Here is a 15,574-nt window from a genome sequence, read left to right on the forward strand (position 1 = left end):
GAAAAAGGCTTCTAATGCGCCCCGTTGCCCAGATAGCTCAGTCGGTAGAGCAGGGGATTGAAAATCCCCGTGTCGGCGGTTCGATTCCGTCTCTGGGCACCACATTCAGTTTTGATGTGGTGTTCACACCACGCCAAAACAAAGAAAACCCGCCTAGTGCGGGTTTTTTTTTGGCCGTTATTTATACCCGGCGGCGCCACCTCTCTTGGCGATTGCAAAGAGATGGGGTTCAATCCTCTCATCAGCCTGCAAAGGACACACCTTCATGTCATCGCCAAAAAAGCAGCAAAAAAACGCGCAGCGGGCCAAAACCAAGGCCAAGCAGAATCGCGTGGGCAAACCGGCCAAAGCCTCGGCTGGCGCCCTGATCGACAACCCGTTCGATGACGTGAAAATCGACCTCAGCACCTTCAACTTCCAGGACATCCTAGACAACGGTTTTGACCCCGCTGACTACGATGACCTGTTCCAGGCCATGAAAGCCGCCGAAGCCATCAACCTGCAAACCCTGTGTGCGGTATTCCTGCAGTACCCGGTACTGGAACTGGTGATCTCGGAAGAAGAGGAAGAGCCGGCCACCGATTTTCTGATGGGCTTGCTGATCGAATACCGCATTGCCGTACATGGCGATGATGAAGACAGCGCCGTGGCCTGGATCGAAACCCCGGCATTCCAGAAAGCCTACGTCGAAGCTTCACGGCTACTGACAGAACGCAACGCCCGGAGCGCGCACTGACAGCAGCCCTGCCCGAACCTGTCAGCCGGGCGTTCACCGAGCCTGCTGCTGACGGTTACCTGCTGGGCGGTTTCGAATGGCGCCAGCGCATACCGGACAGCACGCGAGCAGTGATCATCATCAACGCCGCCACCTCGGTGCGTTGCCAGTATTACTCGCGGTTTGCCGAATACCTGTTCCGCCAGGGCATGGACGTGATGCTGTTCGACTACCGCGGCATCGGCGCCTCACGCAGCGGATCGTTGCGCGGTTTTACGGCCTCCTGGTCGGACTGGGGCACGCTGGACGCAGAAGCGGTGCTCAAGCGCGCACAGCGCGAGTACCCCGGCCAGCCGATCGACGTGGTGGGCCATAGCTTTGGCGGTTGTGCGGCGGGCCTGGCGGCTTCCGGGCTGGCGATTCGCCATTTGGTCACAGTCGGTGCGCAATATGCCCACTGGCGCGACTACGCACCCGCACAGCGCTGGCAGATGCTCGCCAAATGGCACGGGGTCATGCCGTTGCTGACCCGCATGTGCGGCTACTTCCCGGGCAAGCGCCTGGGCTGGCTCGAAGATACCCCGGCGGGGGTGGTCAAGGACTGGGGCGCCTTCAGTACCCGCTACGAAAAACTCCCCAGCGCCCGAAGCTTCACTGCCCTGCCCTTTTGCTCGGTTACGGCCAAAACCCTCGCCATCAGCTTCACTGACGATCCTTTCGGTACTGTCGCGGCCATCGAACGCCTGCTGAACTACTTCAGTGCCAGCTCGCGTACGCATCTGCGTATCCAGCCGCAAGACATTGGCGAAACAGCCATAGGTCATTTCGCGTTTTTCCATAGCCGCTTTCAGGACAGCCTATGGCCGATTGCCTTGCAGTGGTTGCAACGCGGGGAATTGAACGGGGATGTCCCGGGGCAGACAGTCTCTATAAAAGCACCCTCTCCCTCGGGAGAGAGCCAGGGTGAGGGGCTTTAAAATCAACGCGCAGCACAGCCTTCAGGTTTGTACACCCGCTCACTGGACGGCGGATTGCTCGCCAACTTGCTCACCGGTCTACGCGGCCGGACCAACAGCTCGCCCCCGCAATTGGGGCAAAGACCACCTAGATGCTGCTCCGTACATGTCGCACAAAAGGTGCACTCGAATGAGCAAATCCGCGCTTGTGCTGAATCTGGCGGCAAATCGCAATCACAGCATTCGCAATTGGGGCGTAATTCGAGCATAAGCACCTCACATTGAACCGGTAATTTTCATCTTTACATTTAAGACGCTTCCTACGAAAAACCAACCCCGATCTAAGCCAAGAGAGCTGAATTCGGGAATGGCCTAAATGTATCCAACCTGCGATACACATCCTCGCCATTGCAAACCTTCGAAGCTGTGACGCAGCGCGTCACGAATTGAGCCTACCCAATAAGCATCCTGCTAAGGGGAGAAGTCGAGCCTGTGCGCACTCAAACAACCACTGTTCTGCCCGGTTTTGTAGCAAAATAATTGCACTTTTTTATTACCATGACCTCCTACAGTTATGAGCGCCTAATTCACGCGCCACACAGAGAGCCGTCCTACAAGGCATGTCAGAAGACCAACCTTTATCAGCGGTATCGCCCGTTCTGCACGAGCTACGCGCTGGCACTCATACACGCCATGTAGCCCTTGAAAAACGCCTGCCGTTCTTCAGCAATACACTCGACCTTGAACGCTACACGCGCCTGTTGAGCGCTTACTACGGCTTCTATCACGAGCTGGAGGAGCGACTGCAACACAGCCCCTGGATGACCCACGATTTCGACCTGCAGGCACGACTCAAAACACCCGCGCTGCGTCGGGATCTGCAGGCCCTGGGGGTCAGCATCCAGTCGCTTGCACTGTGCGAAACCCTTCCGGCATTGCACAGCCCCGCCTGCGTACTGGGTGTGTTGTATGTGCTGGAAGGCGCCACTCTGGGCGGCAACGTGCTGCGCAAGCAGATGTCGCAACGACTGGGCCTGGAGGGACACAACGGCTGCGCTTTCCTTTACGTGTACGGCGAGGCCACCGGGCGGCAATGGAAGGCATTCCTGGAGTTTCTGGGCAGCGTGCCCCTGGACGCCCAAGCGCGAGACCAGGCCGTACAGGCTGCCAGCTCAACATTTAGCTGTTTCGAGCACTGGCTCGAACGTCAGGAGGTTTTATTATGACCCCACAGGACCCTCAAGCCTTTGAACGCTTGCTGGCCAATTGTGCTGATGAACCCATTCGCTTTCCCGGGGCGATCCAGCCCCACGGCCTGCTCGTGACACTGACGGAGCCGGGGCTGCAGATCCAGCAGGTCAGTGCCAATGTGCTGACCCTGTTCGGCGTCAGTGCCGAATCACTGCTGGGCCTGCCACTGGCCGCCCTCAGCGGCTCCGAAGCCGCCAACGCAGTGCAGCAGGCCGCCGTCTACACCACGCTGGCCGATGCTCCGCCTTTGGCCCTGAACCTGCTGGGGCGTGAATACGAAGGCCTGCTGCACCGTGACCAGGGCATTCTGGTTCTGGAGCTGGAACTCAAACCCGATGACTCAGAAATTCACAGCACCATGGGCAAGGTGCGCAACCTGAGCCGTATGCTGCAACGCCTGCAAGGGGCCAAGACCCTCACCGCACTGTATGAAATCTGCGTGCGCGAGATCCAGGCACTGACGGGCTACGACCGGGTTCTGATCTACCGTTTTCAGGATGAAGGCCACGGCCAGGTCATCGCGGAAGCCTCCTCGCCAGCGATGGAATTGTTCAACGGCATGTTTTTCCCTGCCTCCGACATCCCTGAACAAGCCCGCGAGCTGTACCGCACCCACTGGCTGCGCATTATTCCGAACGCCGATTACCAACCTGTGCCGCTGATTCCCACATTGCGCCCGGACACCGGCGAGGCACTGGATCTGAGCGGGGCCGTATTGCGCAGCGTGTCTCCGATTCACTGCCAGTACATGAAGAACATGGGCGTGCTGTCGTCCATGAGCATCTCGCTGATGGATGGCGAGCGCCTGTGGGGACTCATCAGTTGCGGGCATCGCCAGACGCTGCATGTCCCCCATGAACTGCGCATGGCCTGCCAGACCATCGGTCAGGTGCTGTCCCTGCAGATCAGCGCCCTGCAAACCCTGGAAATCAGCCGTCAGCGCGAAGCCAAGATGGATGCCCTGGTGCGCCTCAACGCCGCCATGGTGCAAAGCACCGCAGCCGTGTTTGAAGGCCTGGCACAAATGCCCGAAGCCTTGATGGATCTGACTGGCGCCAGCGGCGTGGCGATTCTGGAAGACAAGGTGCTGCACCGTTATGGTCAGTGCCCCTCCCCGGAAGACACTCGCGCGCTGTACCAATGGTTCAAGGACAGCGGCCAGCCAGTCTTCTCCAGCCACAACCTCAGCACCCTGCACGCCCCGGCAGCACAGTACAAGGACATCGCCAGCGGCCTGCTGGCCATGACCCTGCCCAAGCCCGTGGACAACGCCGTGCTGTGGTTTCGCCGCGAAGTCAAAGAAAGCATCCAGTGGAGCGGCGACCCCAATAAACCGCTGAACCTGGAAGCCGGCAGCAACGGCCTGCGCCTGAGCCCGCGCACCTCGTTCGAAATCTGGAAAGTCGAGATGGACGGCATCTCCAGCAAATGGAGCCACGGCGATCTGTTTGCTGCCAATGACCTGCGCCGCTCGGCCCTGGAAAACGACCTGTCGCGCCAGGTGCTGCGCGAGCAACAGGCCGTGCGCGCACGCGACGAGCTGGTGGCGGTGGTCTCCCACGACCTGCGCAACCCCATGACCATCATCTCGATGCTCTGCGGCATGATGCAAAAGGCCTTCAGTAGCGACGGCCCGCACACATCGCGACGCATCACCTCGGCCATCGACACCATGCAGCAGGCCAGCAGCCGCATGAACGTGCTGCTCGACGATTTGCTCGACACCTCGAAAATCGAAGCCGGTCGCTACACCATCAGCCCGCAGCCACTGGAAGTCAGCCAGATTTTTGAAGAGGCACTGTCGTTGCTCGCGCCGCTGGCGCTGGACAAAGCCGTGGAACTGACTTTCCACGCCGAGCCCGACCTGAAAATCAGCGCCGACCCCGAACGCCTGTTCCAGGTGCTTTCCAACCTGATCGGCAATGCGATCAAGTTCACCCCCGCACAGGGCAAGATCGGCGTAGCAGCCATGTCCAACGGGGACGATATCGTGTTCAGCGTGCGAGATTCGGGCAAGGGCATAGCCCCCGAACAGCTGCCACATATCTTCGACCGCTACTGGACGGCTAAAGAAGGCAACGCGCTGGGCACGGGCCTGGGGCTGTACATTTCCCAGGGCATCATCAAGGCCCATGGCGGCCAGCTACTGGCCGAAAGTACACCGGGAGAAGGCAGCGAGTTTCGCTTCACGGTCCCAAGAATGGTCTGATGGTTAACAGCACAATGCCCTGCAGCTATCACACCTGAATGCTGCATAAAAACGGCCGCCTCCTTGACGGGAGAGCGGCCGTTTTACATTCAACCCGTCAGCTGAAGGCGTTGATAAACCAGGTGATCATCGGGATCGCCACGATATCGATCAGCACCGCCCCACACAGCGGCACGATGATAAAGGCCTTGTACGAGAAGACTTTGTAGTGATCGCAGATGGCCCCCATATTGGCCACGGCATTGGGCGTCGCGCCCAGCCCGTGCCCCATGAAACCAGCGCACAAGACCGCGGCGTCGTAGTTGCGGCCAAACAGGCGGAACAGGACGAACACGCACAGCAGGATCATGATCACCACCTGCACCACCAGAATCACCAGCAACGGCAAGCCGAGCTTCTCCAGCTCCCAGAACTTCAAGCTCATCATGGCCATGGTCAGGAACATGCCCAGGCACACATCACCGATAGTGCTGACGGCATGGTCGGGCACCTCGATCAGCTGGGCCCGGTCATTGAGGTTGCGCAGGATGATCGCGACGAACATGGCCCCCACATAGCTCGGCAAGACGATACCCAGTTGCTGCTGCAAGCTGGAGCCCAGCCAGAACCCCAGCACCATAATCACCACAATGCAGGTCAGCAAACGCAGCAGGGTTGCGGCATCCAGCGCGGCCACAGGGGTGTGGACCACGTCTTCGAACGCCTTGAGACTGCCCGCGGCTTCGGCCTTGACCACCAGTTTGTTGCGCTCGATCAACCAGCGCGCCAGCGGGCTGCCGAGCAAACCGCCGGCCACCATGCCAAAGGTTGCAGCGGCGAGCGCGGCAGTCGTAGCCCCGACCGCCCCCAGGTTTTCAGCAATCGGCCCAAAGGCTGCCGCCGCACCAAAGCCGCCCTCCAGTGACACCGCCCCGGCCATGATCCCCAGCAGCGGGTCGATGCCCAGCAGCTTGGCCACACTCACTCCCACCACGTTTTGCACCAGCGCCAGGCCCCAGCACGCGCCCAGGTAGATAAACAGCAGCTTGCCGCCCTTGCGCAACAACCCCAGGCTGCCACCCAAACCCACGGTGGTGAAGAACGCCACCATCAGCGGGGTTTGCAGGCTGGTGTCGAGGCTCAGGTTGAGCAGTTGCTGATCCCGTAATAACCAGATCACCAAGGCAAACCCAAAACCACCGATGACCGGTGCAGGAACACACAATTGACGCAGCCAGTAGCTGCGCTTTTTCAGTTGGGCACCCAGGCCCAGCAGGAGCAACGCGAGAGCAAGGGTGCTCAGCGCATCCAGTTCGAATGTCAGCATGGCGAATTTCTCTTTTTCTTATGATTCAACAAGCGGTTTCAGGGATTTGCGCAAAACTTAATCAATCAGGCTGGCGAGCAGACGCGCGCCAATGCGGGCGGTTCGGTTGTCGATGTCCAGGCTCGGGTTGAGCTCGGCGATGTCGGCCATGCGCAATTTGCCGCTGGCTTTGGCGTGGCGTACCAGGTGCTCGACGATCTGCATGTCCACCCCATGGGCAGACGGCGCACTGACGCCGGGGGCCTGGCTGGCGGGCAGGACATCAAGGCAAAGGGTCATGTAGAGGTGATCGACGTCTTGCAGAAAATCATCGATCAACGCTTCGCAGGCGGGGATGTCCCAGCTGTTCATTTGCCGGTCGAGGCGGTAACGCACATTCAGGCGCCCGGCCTGTTCAAACAGGGCCTGGGTATTGTTCAACTGGCTGACACCCAGGCAGCAATAGGTGAACGGCATATCGAAACGCTGGCAAGCCTCGGCAATCTGCCGGAAGGGTGTGCCTGAGCTGCTTTGTTCGGCGTGGCGCAAATCGAAATGCGCATCGAAATTGAGAATGCCAATGCGTGGCTGCGGGTGCTTGCGGCGCAAGTGATCAACCAGACCACTGAAACTGGCAAAGGCGATTTCGTGCCCGCCACCCAGGCCCAGCGGTAAATGCCCCTGGTCGAGCAAATGGCTGACCTGTTGGCCATAGCCTTGCTGCGCGCCCTCCAGATCATCGCCCGCGCAGCTCACATCACCGGCGTCGTACAGCGGCGCGTGACCGTGCCATGCCAGATTGGCCAAGGCCTTGCGCAAGGCCACCGGCCCCTTGCGGGCACCGGTACGGCCCTGATTGCGCCTGACCCCTTCATCGCTGGCCAAACCAATCAATGCAGCCCCCGCTGGCAGGCCATCGGCCACAGGCTTGACCCATTGATGCCAGCGCAACGCGCCCTGCCCTTCAGCGGCATCAATACGGCCTGTCCACAAGGACATGTCGGGTACAACCGTCATGTTTGAAACTCCAGTCAAATTCAGTCGAGCCGGGCGCTCAGGCGCAGGGCAACGTCCTGGGTCCAGCGGATCAGGCGTTCACTGCGGGTGTGTGCCCTGGTAGCCGGGGCCATAAGGCTGATGGCGCCTTGCAGGCGATTGCGGCTGTCGAGCAACGGCGCGCTGATGCCCCAAATACCGTCGTCGATCTCACTCACACTCACGGCATAACCGGCAGCACGGATCTGGGCAAAGCTGCGCTGATAGGTGGCAACTTCTTCAGGCTCGACGCCTTGCGCCAGAAGCGCCGACACACTGTGCGCTTCATCCATATACGCCAGCAGCACCCGCGCAGAAGCGCCGACCAGCAGCGGCTGGGCCAGCCCCTTCTGGTAACAGCAGCGCAGCGGCTGCGGGCTGTCGACCAGCTCAATGCAAATCGCCTGACCGTTGCTCGGCACCATCAAGGCCACGCTCTCCTGGCTTTGCTCGGCCAGACGCTTGAGTTCAGGTTTGGCCAGCGTTACCAGCACCGCTTCGCGGTCAAATTTTTTCGCCAGCTGCAAACAGGCTGGCCCTGGCAGATAGCGGCCCTGGCCGTTCTCTTCGGCCAGGCCCCAACGCAACAGGGTGTTGAGGTGGCGATAGGTGCTGCTCAGCGGTTGCCCCAGTTGCTCGGAAAGCGCCTTGGCGGAGATCGCCTCGGCGGATTGCCCCAGGCTGACGAGGATTTGCAGCAAGCGATCAGTTGGCGTGTTGTAGTTCATTATCGGCCCCATGCTCTTGCCTGCATGGTGCACGGTGTTTCCCATTAGCTGAAATTCGATTCCCACTGAATGGGAAAAAACCGCCAGATAGTGATCAGCGGTCGCAAATTGCCCCCCTTACAGGCACAAAAAAACCGCCATCCCGAAGGATGACGGCTTTTCTGGGTATTCAACCGCGAGAACCGTCCTGGCCTCAGTTGAGTACCGGTGCCCCCAACTTCTCAATGCGACGACGGCGTGCCACCAGCAGGCCTGCCACCACCACCAGAATGCTCAGCATACCGGTCGCCATGATTTCAACGCGATGCGCTTCCTGGAACAGCATGACCGTCAGAATAGCCACGATAAAGACGATTACCGCATAGGTCAGGCCCGGGAACAGCCACATCTTGAACGAGATGTTCTCGCCCAGGGCCGTACGCTTCTGGCGCATGCGCAGTTGCGACACGGCAATCACCAGATACACCAGCAGCGCGATCGCGCCAGAGCTGGCCAGCAGGAACTCGAACACGGCAGCCGGCGCCACATAGTTGGCAAATACCGCTACAAAAGCTGCACCCGTGGACATCATCACCGCCCAGTAAGGCGTGCCCGCAGCATTGGTGCGCTTGGCCGCAGCCGGTGCATCACCACGCTTGCTCAGGGAGTAGAGCATGCGCGAAGAGGTGTAGAGCGCCGAGTTCAGGCAGCTGGTTACGGCGATCAGTACCACGATATCAACGATCAGCTTGGCATTCGGGATGCCCATGCGATCAAGTACGGTCTGGTAGGAACCCAACTGCGCCAGGCTCGGGTCGTTCCACGGCACCAGGGCCACAACGATGAAAATCGATACCAGATAGAACAGGCCAATACGCCAGATCACCGAATTGGTGGCCTTGGTGATCTGCTTGCTCGGATCTTTGGATTCCGCCGCCGCGATGGTGACAATTTCAGTGCCCATGAACGAGAACATGGTGGTCAGCATGGCAGCCAGAACAGCGCCCATGCCATTGGGCATAAAGCCGATGGTATCGGACAGATGCGCGACACCGCTGACCTGGCTGGTAGGCAGATAGCCGAAAATGGCCAGCAGACCCAAAATGATAAAGCCAATAATCGCCAGCACCTTGACCAGCGCAAACCAGAACTCGAACTCACCGTAGTTCTTGACGCTGAACAGGTTGGTGGCGGTCAGCAACAGGGTGATGACCAGGGTAAACACCCAGATCGCCGTACCCGGGAACCAGGCATGCAGGATGGTACCTGCGGCGACAGCTTCCAGCGGGATCACCAGGACCCAGAACCACCAGTACAGCCAGCCAATGGTAAAACCAGCCCAATGCCCGATGGCACGGTCGGCGTAAGTGGAGAACGAACCGGTATCAGGCGAGGCAACGGCCATTTCGGCCAGCATGCGCATCACCAGCACGACCAAGGTGCCTGCTGCGGCATAAGCCAGCAACACGGCAGGGCCCGCTTGGGCAATCGCGTGTCCGGAACCGACAAACAAACCGGCGCCGATAACACCGGCAATCGACAGCATGGTCACATGCCGTGGTTTGAGCCCTTGTTCCAGGCCGCTAGAGGATTGCGTATTGCTCATTGGGACTACCTTTCATTGAAGCCATTCCGAGCACCCGCGTTGACTTTCGTAAAAAGTAACCAACGGGACGTTTAGAATCCTTGACGCAATAACTGAGCCAGAATGTGACACATGCACGGTTTCCGCGGGCTGCAACGATTTGCAACAGACATTGCAAGCCATTGAGCGCAATGGCATTTCGCCAAGTCGTTACCGAAACACTCAGCTACAAGGGTCTCGACGCACCAAAAATACCCAAAACACCCCATATGGCCCAAAAGCAGTGCACATCTTTAACCTTTAGTAGGTTCGCGCTTCCAACACCGGGCCAAAGCTGGCAACATCGCGACCTTTTTTAAGCGACACCTGTCTGGCCGAACGGCGAATTACAGGGTCGGTTGTTGTCGGCGCGACACTCTGCTGTAGCGATGCGACAAACTGCCACCCTCGCGCCTTTTGTGTCTTCAGGGCGGCTGGTTGCCTCTGCAACCCTATGCTAGCTTGGCCTGCGCCAGGAAGGCCGCCCAACAGCAGGATCGCACCCGAACACAAAGAGGAACGCACATGGCTTTGGCCACGCCCGCGCTTGAAATCCGCAACTTGCACAAACGCTACGGCGAGCTTGAGGTACTCAAGGGTATCTCGCTGACCGCACGCGACGGCGACGTGATCTCGATCCTGGGTTCTTCCGGTTCCGGCAAGTCCACTCTGCTGCGCTGCATCAACCTTCTGGAAAACCCCCACGAAGGCCAGATCGTGGTCGCCGGGGAAGAGCTCAAACTCAAGAAAGCCAAAAATGGCGAACTGATCGCGGCCGACGGCAAGCAGATCAACCGCATGCGCAGCGAACTGGGTTTTGTGTTTCAAAACTTTAACCTGTGGCCGCACATGACCATCCTCGACAACATTATCGAGGCGCCACGTCGCGTACTGGGGCAAAGCAAGGCCGAGGCCATCGAAGTGGCAGAAGCATTGCTGGCCAAAGTCGGCATTGCGGAAAAACGCCATGCCTATCCGTCCGAATTGTCCGGTGGCCAGCAGCAACGCGCAGCGATTGCCCGCACCCTGGCCATGCAGCCCAAAGTGATTCTGTTCGATGAACCGACATCGGCACTTGACCCGGAAATGGTTCAAGAAGTACTTAGTGTGATCCGCGCACTCGCCGAAGAAGGTCGCACTATGCTGTTGGTCACCCACGAAATGGGCTTTGCCCGTCAGGTGTCCACCGAAGTAGTGTTTTTGCACCAGGGCCTGATCGAAGAGCAAGGGTCGCCAGAACAGGTGTTCGACAACCCGGTTTCGGCGCGCTGTAAACAATTCATGTCCAGCAACCGCTAACGGAGCAACACGAATGCAGAACTATAAAAAGCTTCTCATGGCCGCTGCCGCCACACTGGTTTTCAGCGCCAACGCCTTGGCTGCAGACAAGTACAAAGTCGGCATTGAGGGCGCTTACCCACCGTTCAACAACAAGAACGCCAGTGGTGAAGTCGTGGGCTTCGACCCGGATATCGCCATGGCCCTGTGCGCCAAGATGAAAGCCGAGTGTGAAATCGTCACCTCCGACTGGGACGGCATCATCCCGGCACTGAACGCCAAAAAGTACGATTTCATCGTGTCGTCGCTGTCGATCACTGACGAACGCAAGCAGGCGGTGGACTTCACCGACCCGTACTACTCCAACAAGCAGCAGTTCATCGCGCCGAAAAAAGTCGACTTCAAAACCGATCTCGCGTCCCTCAAGGGCAAGGCCCTGGGCACTCAGCGTTCAACCCAGGCTGCGACCTGGCTGGATGACAACCTGGGTACCGACGCCACCATCTCCCTGTACGACACTCAGGAAAACGCCTACCTCGACCTGACTTCGGGCCGTGTAGACGCGCTGCTGGCTGACAAGTACGCCAACTACGACTGGCTGAAAAGCCCGGCTGGCCAGGCATACGAGTTCAAGGGTGAACCGGTCAACGAAGACGACAAGGTCGGCATCGCCCTGCGCAAAGGCGACAACGAACTGCGTGCCAAGCTGAACCTGGCCCTCAAGCAAATCGTTGAAGACGGCACGTACAAGAAGATCAACGACAAGTACTTCCCGTTCAGCATCTACTGACCTGCCTGACCGGTGCGCCTGTAGGCGCGCCGGTCCCTAGCAAAGCCTGCCTACCCCATGACTATCGATTTATACGGATTCGGCCCGGCGCTTGCCGCTGGCGCGCTGATGACCGTCAAACTGGCACTTACCGCGCTGTGTCTGGGCCTGGTGCTCGGATTGCTCGGTGCCTTGGCCAAGACCTCCCCCTTCAAACCGCTTAGATGGTTGGGCGGCGCCTATTCGACCCTGGTTCGCGGCGTGCCCGAACTGCTCTGGGTGTTGCTGATCTACTTTGGCAGCGTGAACCTGGTGCGCACCATTGGCGAATACATCGGCATGCCCGACCTCACCCTCAGCGCCTTTGCGGCGGGTGTACTCGCGCTGGGCCTGTGCTTTGGTGCCTATGCCACCGAAGTGTTCCGCGGTGCCATCCTGGCCATTCCCAAGGGCCACCGCGAAGCGGGCATGGCACTGGGCCTGTCCAAACCGCGGATTTTCACCAAGCTGGTGCTGCCGCAAATGTGGCGCATTGCCCTGCCCGGCCTGGGTAACCTGTTCATGATCCTGATGAAGGACACCGCGCTGGTGTCGGTCATCGGCCTTGAAGAAATCATGCGTCAGGCGCAAAACGCCGTGACCTTCGCCAAACACCCGTTCACCTTCTACATGGTGGCAGCCGTGATGTACCTGGGCCTTACCGTACTGGCCATGGGCACCATGCACGTGCTTGAAAAACGCGCAGCGCGCGGCTTCGTGAGGAGGACGTAATGGAGTGGGAAGTAATCCTCAAGTGGCTGCCCAAGCTGATGCAGGGTGCGACCCTGACCCTGGAGCTGACCGCCATCTCGGTGATCGCCGGTCTGATCGTGGCCATCCCGTTGGGCATCGCCCGCTCATCCAAGCTCTGGTATGTGCGCTCACTGCCCTACGCCTACATCTTTTTCTTCCGCGGCACGCCGTTGCTGATCCAGCTGTTTCTGGTCTATTACGGCCTGGCGCAGTTCGATGTGGTGCGTGACAGCGCGTTGTGGCCGTACCTGCGCAGCCCGTTCTGGTGCGCGATCATCACCATGACCCTGCACACCGCTGCCTACATTGCCGAGATCCTGCGCGGCGCGATCCAGGCCATCCCGCCAGGTGAAATCGAGGCAGCACGGGCCCTGGGCATGTCGCGTTTCAAGACCCTGGTGCATATCGTCCTGCCACGCGCTGCACGCATCGGTCTGCCGGCCTACAGCAACGAAGTGATCCTGATGCTCAAAGCCAGCTCGCTGGCGAGTACCGTGACCCTGCTGGAACTGACCGGAATGACCCGCACCATCATTGCCCGCAACTACCAGACCGTGGACATGTTCCTGGCTGCCGGGGCAATTTACCTGGTCATGTCGTTTGTGCTGATCCAGGGCTTCAAACTGCTGGAGCGCTGGTTGCGCGTCGATGCCTGCCAAGGGCGCTGACCTGCTTGCCCGCTTCGAGGCGCTGGACGGGTTTCTGCAAAACCACCAGCACCTCTGGCGCCCACGGCCCTTCACTCAGTTGAACGTGCCGTGGGAAGCGCAAAACCCGAAACTGGCGCAGTGGTTGCGCCAGCGTTCGCTGCAAGACGCCGAAGCCAGCCACAACCACCCCCAACACCTGCCCGCCCCTGCGCCGTTCCCTGAACTGGCGGCGACTTCCCTTGCCCTGAGCGCAGTGCCACGACTAGCGGCCCAAGCCCTTGCGCCCGTAAACCCGCGCTTACAAGTGGATGTACCCGGGCGCAAATGGCAACAGATCGAGGCCTTCGCCCAGAGCCTGACCTTTGCACAAGCGCCAACCCACTGGCTGGACTGGTGTGCGGGCAAGGGGCATTTGGGGCGCCGGCTGTTAAGTGCCGGGCAACAACTGACGTGCCTGGAATATGATCCGGCATTGATCGAATCCGGCCAACACCTGAGCCAGCGTCATCAACTGGCGGCCCGTCATGTTCAGCAAGATGTGCTCGCTGAAGCAGCAGCCCGGCAGCTCACACCCCAAATGACACCCGTGGCGCTGCACGCCTGCGGCGATTTGCATGTGCGCCTGCTGCAACTGGCCAGCGCGGCGGGTTGTGCACAACTTGCCGTATCCCCCTGCTGCTACAACCGCATCGGCGGGTCGCACTATCAAGCGTTATCCACAGCCGCCAAGGCATCTTCCCTGCAACTGTCGCTGGAAGACCTGAGCCTGCCCATGAGCGAAACCGTGACCGCCGGCACCCGCGTGCGCCTTCAGCGTGACCAGTCGATGGCACGGCGCTTGGGTTTTGATCTGTGGCAGCGCCAGCGCCGTCAGTGTGATGAGTACTTATCCACACCCTCGCTGCCCAGCAGTTGGCTGAACAAGCCGTTTGCCGAGTACTGCTCGGACTTGGCGGCGCTGAAGAACTTATCCACAAGTGGCGAAGAAGACTGGCCGGCGCTGGAAGCCGCAGGCTGGGAGAGGTTGGCGCAGGTGCGCAACCTGGAATTGGTGCGCGGGCTGTTTCGCCGCCCGCTGGAACTGTGGTTGGTGCTCGATCGGGCGCTCTACCTGGAGGAGAACGGCTATGCAGTGCAGGTTGGCGAGTTCTGCGACAGCCAGCTGACGCCGCGCAATTTGATGGTGCTTGCGCAGCGCTGTGGATAACCCTGTGGGAGCGGGCTTGCTCGCGATTCAGGCGCTGCGGTCTGACAGTTAAACCACAGCGATCTCATCGCGAGCAAGCCCGCTCCCACAAAGGGTTTCGCAGGACTACGACCCGCGATATGTCGAAAAACCATAAGGGCTGAGCAACAACGGAATGTGGTAATGCTGATCCACATTCTTCACTTCAAAAATCACCGGGATTTCCGGGAAGAACGTGTCACGCCCTGCCTTCTTGAAATAATCGCCGGTCTTGAATACCACCCGGTACTCCCCCGCCTCGAACGCCTGTTTGCCCGGGAACAACTCGCCAATACGTCCCTGCTCATTGGTCACGCCTTGCGCCAGCGGCTGCCAATCCTTGCCCACATGCTTTTCCAGGGTCACATTGACCCCCGGGGACGGCAGACCGTTTTCAAGATTCAGCACATGCACGCTCAACGGATTGCCGGCAGCCAGCGCCAGGCTCGACACAGCGCTCAGGCTTAAAGCCGCCAGGGTGATTCGCAACGATTTCATGGTAAGTCCTCAGTGGTTAAAATCTGATCAACGTTGAATGGTCAGGCCAACTTGCCCGGCAGCCTTGATCGCGCAGGCTTCGTCCTGCTCAGCACCGCCCGCCCCGGCCACGCCCAGCGCGCCCACCAGTTCACCTTCGGCGAACAACGGCACACCGCCGCCCAGCAGCAACAGCTCGGCAATGGAGTTGAGATTGGCGGCCTCGGGGTTGTTACGCGCACGCTCGGCAAACAGCCGGGTCGGGGTTTTGGTCGACAGCGCGGTATACGCCTTGCGCTGGCTCGCCAGCAGGTTGTGCGGGCCAACGCCTTCCGGACGCTGCGCCATCAGCACGTTGCCACCCCGGTCGAGCACGCTCAGCGCCCCGGTGCAGTGCTTGAGGGTCGCGTCGGCCAACTGGCGGGCGGTGGCCAGGTCCAGATCGGCATGGCGCGCCAGATTCGGCGCCGCCTGGGCCACGCCGGCAACGCCAACGGCAGTCCACAACAACAAGGTTTTCAACATCATGGGCAAGCTCCTGTACGAATGGGCCCACCTTAACCAGCGCTCCTCGTCAGAACCCCGTCAGTTGCATTACAAG

16 protein-coding genes and 1 tRNA gene are annotated in these 15,574 nt (G+C 59.8%); 10 read left to right on the forward strand and 7 right to left on the reverse strand.

The genetic code is table 11. The features are described 5' to 3' along the window. The first annotated feature begins 26 nt into the window (after positions 1-26). From FHL07_RS17285 to FHL07_RS17295, 3 genes are all read left to right on the forward strand, one after another. Positions 27-102 (forward strand) — tRNA-Phe (locus FHL07_RS17285). 163 nt (positions 103-265) lie between these two features. Further along, a complete protein-coding gene (locus FHL07_RS17290; protein WP_095000780.1) occupies positions 266-736 on the forward strand; it encodes a hypothetical protein in 471 nt (156 codons plus the stop codon). A gap of 59 nt (positions 737-795) precedes the next feature. After that, on the forward strand, positions 796-1,692 hold the full coding sequence (locus FHL07_RS17295) for an alpha/beta fold hydrolase (protein WP_138738728.1): 897 nt from the start codon (positions 796-798) through the stop codon (positions 1,690-1,692). A gap of 2 nt (positions 1,693-1,694) precedes the next feature. Here the strand turns inward: FHL07_RS17295 and FHL07_RS17300 are convergent, their stop codons facing one another. Further along, entirely contained in the window at positions 1,695-1,940 is a 246-nt protein-coding gene (locus FHL07_RS17300; RefSeq protein ID WP_095000778.1) for a DUF1272 domain-containing protein, read from the reverse strand. Between the two features lie 351 nt (positions 1,941-2,291). Between FHL07_RS17300 and FHL07_RS17305 the strand changes: the two genes are divergently transcribed. Both FHL07_RS17305 and FHL07_RS17310 read left to right on the forward strand, forming a co-directional pair. Further along, on the forward strand, positions 2,292-2,897 hold the full coding sequence (locus tag FHL07_RS17305; RefSeq protein ID WP_095017762.1) for a biliverdin-producing heme oxygenase: 606 nt from the start codon (positions 2,292-2,294) through the stop codon (positions 2,895-2,897). Next, a complete protein-coding gene (locus tag FHL07_RS17310; protein WP_095000776.1) occupies positions 2,894-5,131 on the forward strand; it encodes an ATP-binding protein in 2,238 nt (745 codons plus the stop codon). The genes FHL07_RS17305 and FHL07_RS17310 overlap by 4 nt, the downstream gene beginning before the upstream one ends. A 97-nt stretch (positions 5,132-5,228) precedes the next feature. On the opposite strand, the gene gltS is transcribed toward FHL07_RS17310, so the two are convergent. The 4 genes from gltS to gabP all read right to left on the reverse strand — a co-directional run bounded on the left by gltS (position 5,229) and on the right by gabP (position 9,764). Further along, positions 5,229-6,437: a sodium/glutamate symporter gene (gene gltS, locus FHL07_RS17315; RefSeq protein WP_095020136.1), complete on the reverse strand. Its 1,209-nt coding sequence runs from the start codon at positions 6,435-6,437 to the stop codon at positions 5,229-5,231. Between the two features lie 57 nt (positions 6,438-6,494). After that, entirely contained in the window at positions 6,495-7,433 is a 939-nt protein-coding gene (hutG, locus tag FHL07_RS17320; RefSeq protein ID WP_095000774.1) for a formimidoylglutamase, read from the reverse strand. Positions 7,434-7,453: 20 nt separating this feature from the next. Continuing rightward, positions 7,454-8,179 carry an IclR family transcriptional regulator gene (locus FHL07_RS17325; protein WP_095000773.1) on the reverse strand — a complete coding sequence of 242 codons (726 nt, stop codon included), beginning with the start codon at positions 8,177-8,179 and terminating at the stop codon, positions 7,454-7,456. Between the two features lie 193 nt (positions 8,180-8,372). Continuing rightward, positions 8,373-9,764 carry a GABA permease gene (gene gabP / locus FHL07_RS17330; RefSeq protein ID WP_095017765.1) on the reverse strand — a complete coding sequence of 464 codons (1,392 nt, stop codon included), beginning with the start codon at positions 9,762-9,764 and terminating at the stop codon, positions 8,373-8,375. Positions 9,765-10,307: 543 nt separating this feature from the next. On the opposite strand from gabP, the gene FHL07_RS17335 reads away from it, so the two are divergent. From FHL07_RS17335 to FHL07_RS17355, 5 genes are read left to right on the forward strand one after another with little or no spacing between them, the layout of a single operon-like run. Continuing rightward, positions 10,308-11,081 (forward strand): ABC transporter ATP-binding protein, encoded by a 774-nt coding sequence (locus FHL07_RS17335; protein WP_088378475.1) that lies wholly within the window; start codon positions 10,308-10,310, stop codon positions 11,079-11,081. A gap of 13 nt (positions 11,082-11,094) precedes the next feature. Beyond that, the gene (locus tag FHL07_RS17340; protein ID WP_095000771.1) at positions 11,095-11,850 is read left to right on the forward strand and encodes an ABC transporter substrate-binding protein; all 756 of its coding nucleotides are present in this window, start codon (positions 11,095-11,097) and stop codon (positions 11,848-11,850) included. Between the two features lie 57 nt (positions 11,851-11,907). After that, a complete protein-coding gene (locus tag FHL07_RS17345) occupies positions 11,908-12,600 on the forward strand; it encodes an ABC transporter permease (protein ID WP_095000770.1) in 693 nt (230 codons plus the stop codon). Then, positions 12,600-13,289 carry an ABC transporter permease gene (locus tag FHL07_RS17350; RefSeq protein ID WP_095000769.1) on the forward strand — a complete coding sequence of 230 codons (690 nt, stop codon included), beginning with the start codon at positions 12,600-12,602 and terminating at the stop codon, positions 13,287-13,289. The genes FHL07_RS17345 and FHL07_RS17350 overlap by 1 nt, the downstream gene beginning before the upstream one ends. Continuing rightward, positions 13,270-14,478, forward strand: a complete 1,209-nt coding sequence (locus FHL07_RS17355; RefSeq protein ID WP_138738729.1) for a methyltransferase — start codon at positions 13,270-13,272, stop codon at positions 14,476-14,478. Before FHL07_RS17350 ends, FHL07_RS17355 begins: the two co-directional genes overlap by 20 nt. Before the next feature lie 105 nt (positions 14,479-14,583). Here FHL07_RS17355 and uraH read toward each other — a convergent pair whose 3' ends face one another. Both uraH and FHL07_RS17365 read right to left on the reverse strand, forming a co-directional pair. After that, complete coding sequence (gene uraH / locus FHL07_RS17360) at positions 14,584-14,994, reverse strand: hydroxyisourate hydrolase (protein ID WP_095017768.1); 411 nt, start codon at positions 14,992-14,994, stop codon at positions 14,584-14,586. Positions 14,995-15,021: 27 nt separating this feature from the next. Next, positions 15,022-15,501, reverse strand: coding sequence for a GlcG/HbpS family heme-binding protein (locus tag FHL07_RS17365; protein ID WP_095000766.1), 480 nt, complete (start codon positions 15,499-15,501; stop codon positions 15,022-15,024). Between the last annotated feature and the right edge of the window lie 73 nt (positions 15,502-15,574).

This window comes from Pseudomonas sp. FSL W7-0098 (assembly GCF_005930585.1).
Classification (GTDB): domain Bacteria; phylum Pseudomonadota; class Gammaproteobacteria; order Pseudomonadales; family Pseudomonadaceae; genus Aquipseudomonas; species Aquipseudomonas bubulae.

Coding starts and splice junctions, on each gene's coding strand:
- gltS (WP_095020136.1), bottom strand. CDS start 6,437: ATGCTGACATTCGAACTGGATGCGCTGAGCACCCTTGCTCTCGCGTTG.
- hutG (WP_095000774.1), bottom strand. CDS start 7,433: ATGACGGTTGTACCCGACATGTCCTTGTGGACAGGCCGTATTGATGCC.
- FHL07_RS17355 (WP_138738729.1), top strand. CDS start 13,270: ATGCCTGCCAAGGGCGCTGACCTGCTTGCCCGCTTCGAGGCGCTGGAC.
- FHL07_RS17290 (WP_095000780.1), top strand. CDS start 266: ATGTCATCGCCAAAAAAGCAGCAAAAAAACGCGCAGCGGGCCAAAACC.
- FHL07_RS17310 (WP_095000776.1), top strand. CDS start 2,894: ATGACCCCACAGGACCCTCAAGCCTTTGAACGCTTGCTGGCCAATTGT.
- gabP (WP_095017765.1), bottom strand. CDS start 9,764: ATGAGCAATACGCAATCCTCTAGCGGCCTGGAACAAGGGCTCAAACCA.
- FHL07_RS17350 (WP_095000769.1), top strand. CDS start 12,600: ATGGAGTGGGAAGTAATCCTCAAGTGGCTGCCCAAGCTGATGCAGGGT.
- FHL07_RS17325 (WP_095000773.1), bottom strand. CDS start 8,179: ATGAACTACAACACGCCAACTGATCGCTTGCTGCAAATCCTCGTCAGC.
- FHL07_RS17335 (WP_088378475.1), top strand. CDS start 10,308: ATGGCTTTGGCCACGCCCGCGCTTGAAATCCGCAACTTGCACAAACGC.
- FHL07_RS17300 (WP_095000778.1), bottom strand. CDS start 1,940: ATGCTCGAATTACGCCCCAATTGCGAATGCTGTGATTGCGATTTGCCG.
- FHL07_RS17345 (WP_095000770.1), top strand. CDS start 11,908: ATGACTATCGATTTATACGGATTCGGCCCGGCGCTTGCCGCTGGCGCG.
- uraH (WP_095017768.1), bottom strand. CDS start 14,994: ATGAAATCGTTGCGAATCACCCTGGCGGCTTTAAGCCTGAGCGCTGTG.
- FHL07_RS17305 (WP_095017762.1), top strand. CDS start 2,292: ATGTCAGAAGACCAACCTTTATCAGCGGTATCGCCCGTTCTGCACGAG.
- FHL07_RS17340 (WP_095000771.1), top strand. CDS start 11,095: ATGCAGAACTATAAAAAGCTTCTCATGGCCGCTGCCGCCACACTGGTT.
- FHL07_RS17365 (WP_095000766.1), bottom strand. CDS start 15,501: ATGATGTTGAAAACCTTGTTGTTGTGGACTGCCGTTGGCGTTGCCGGC.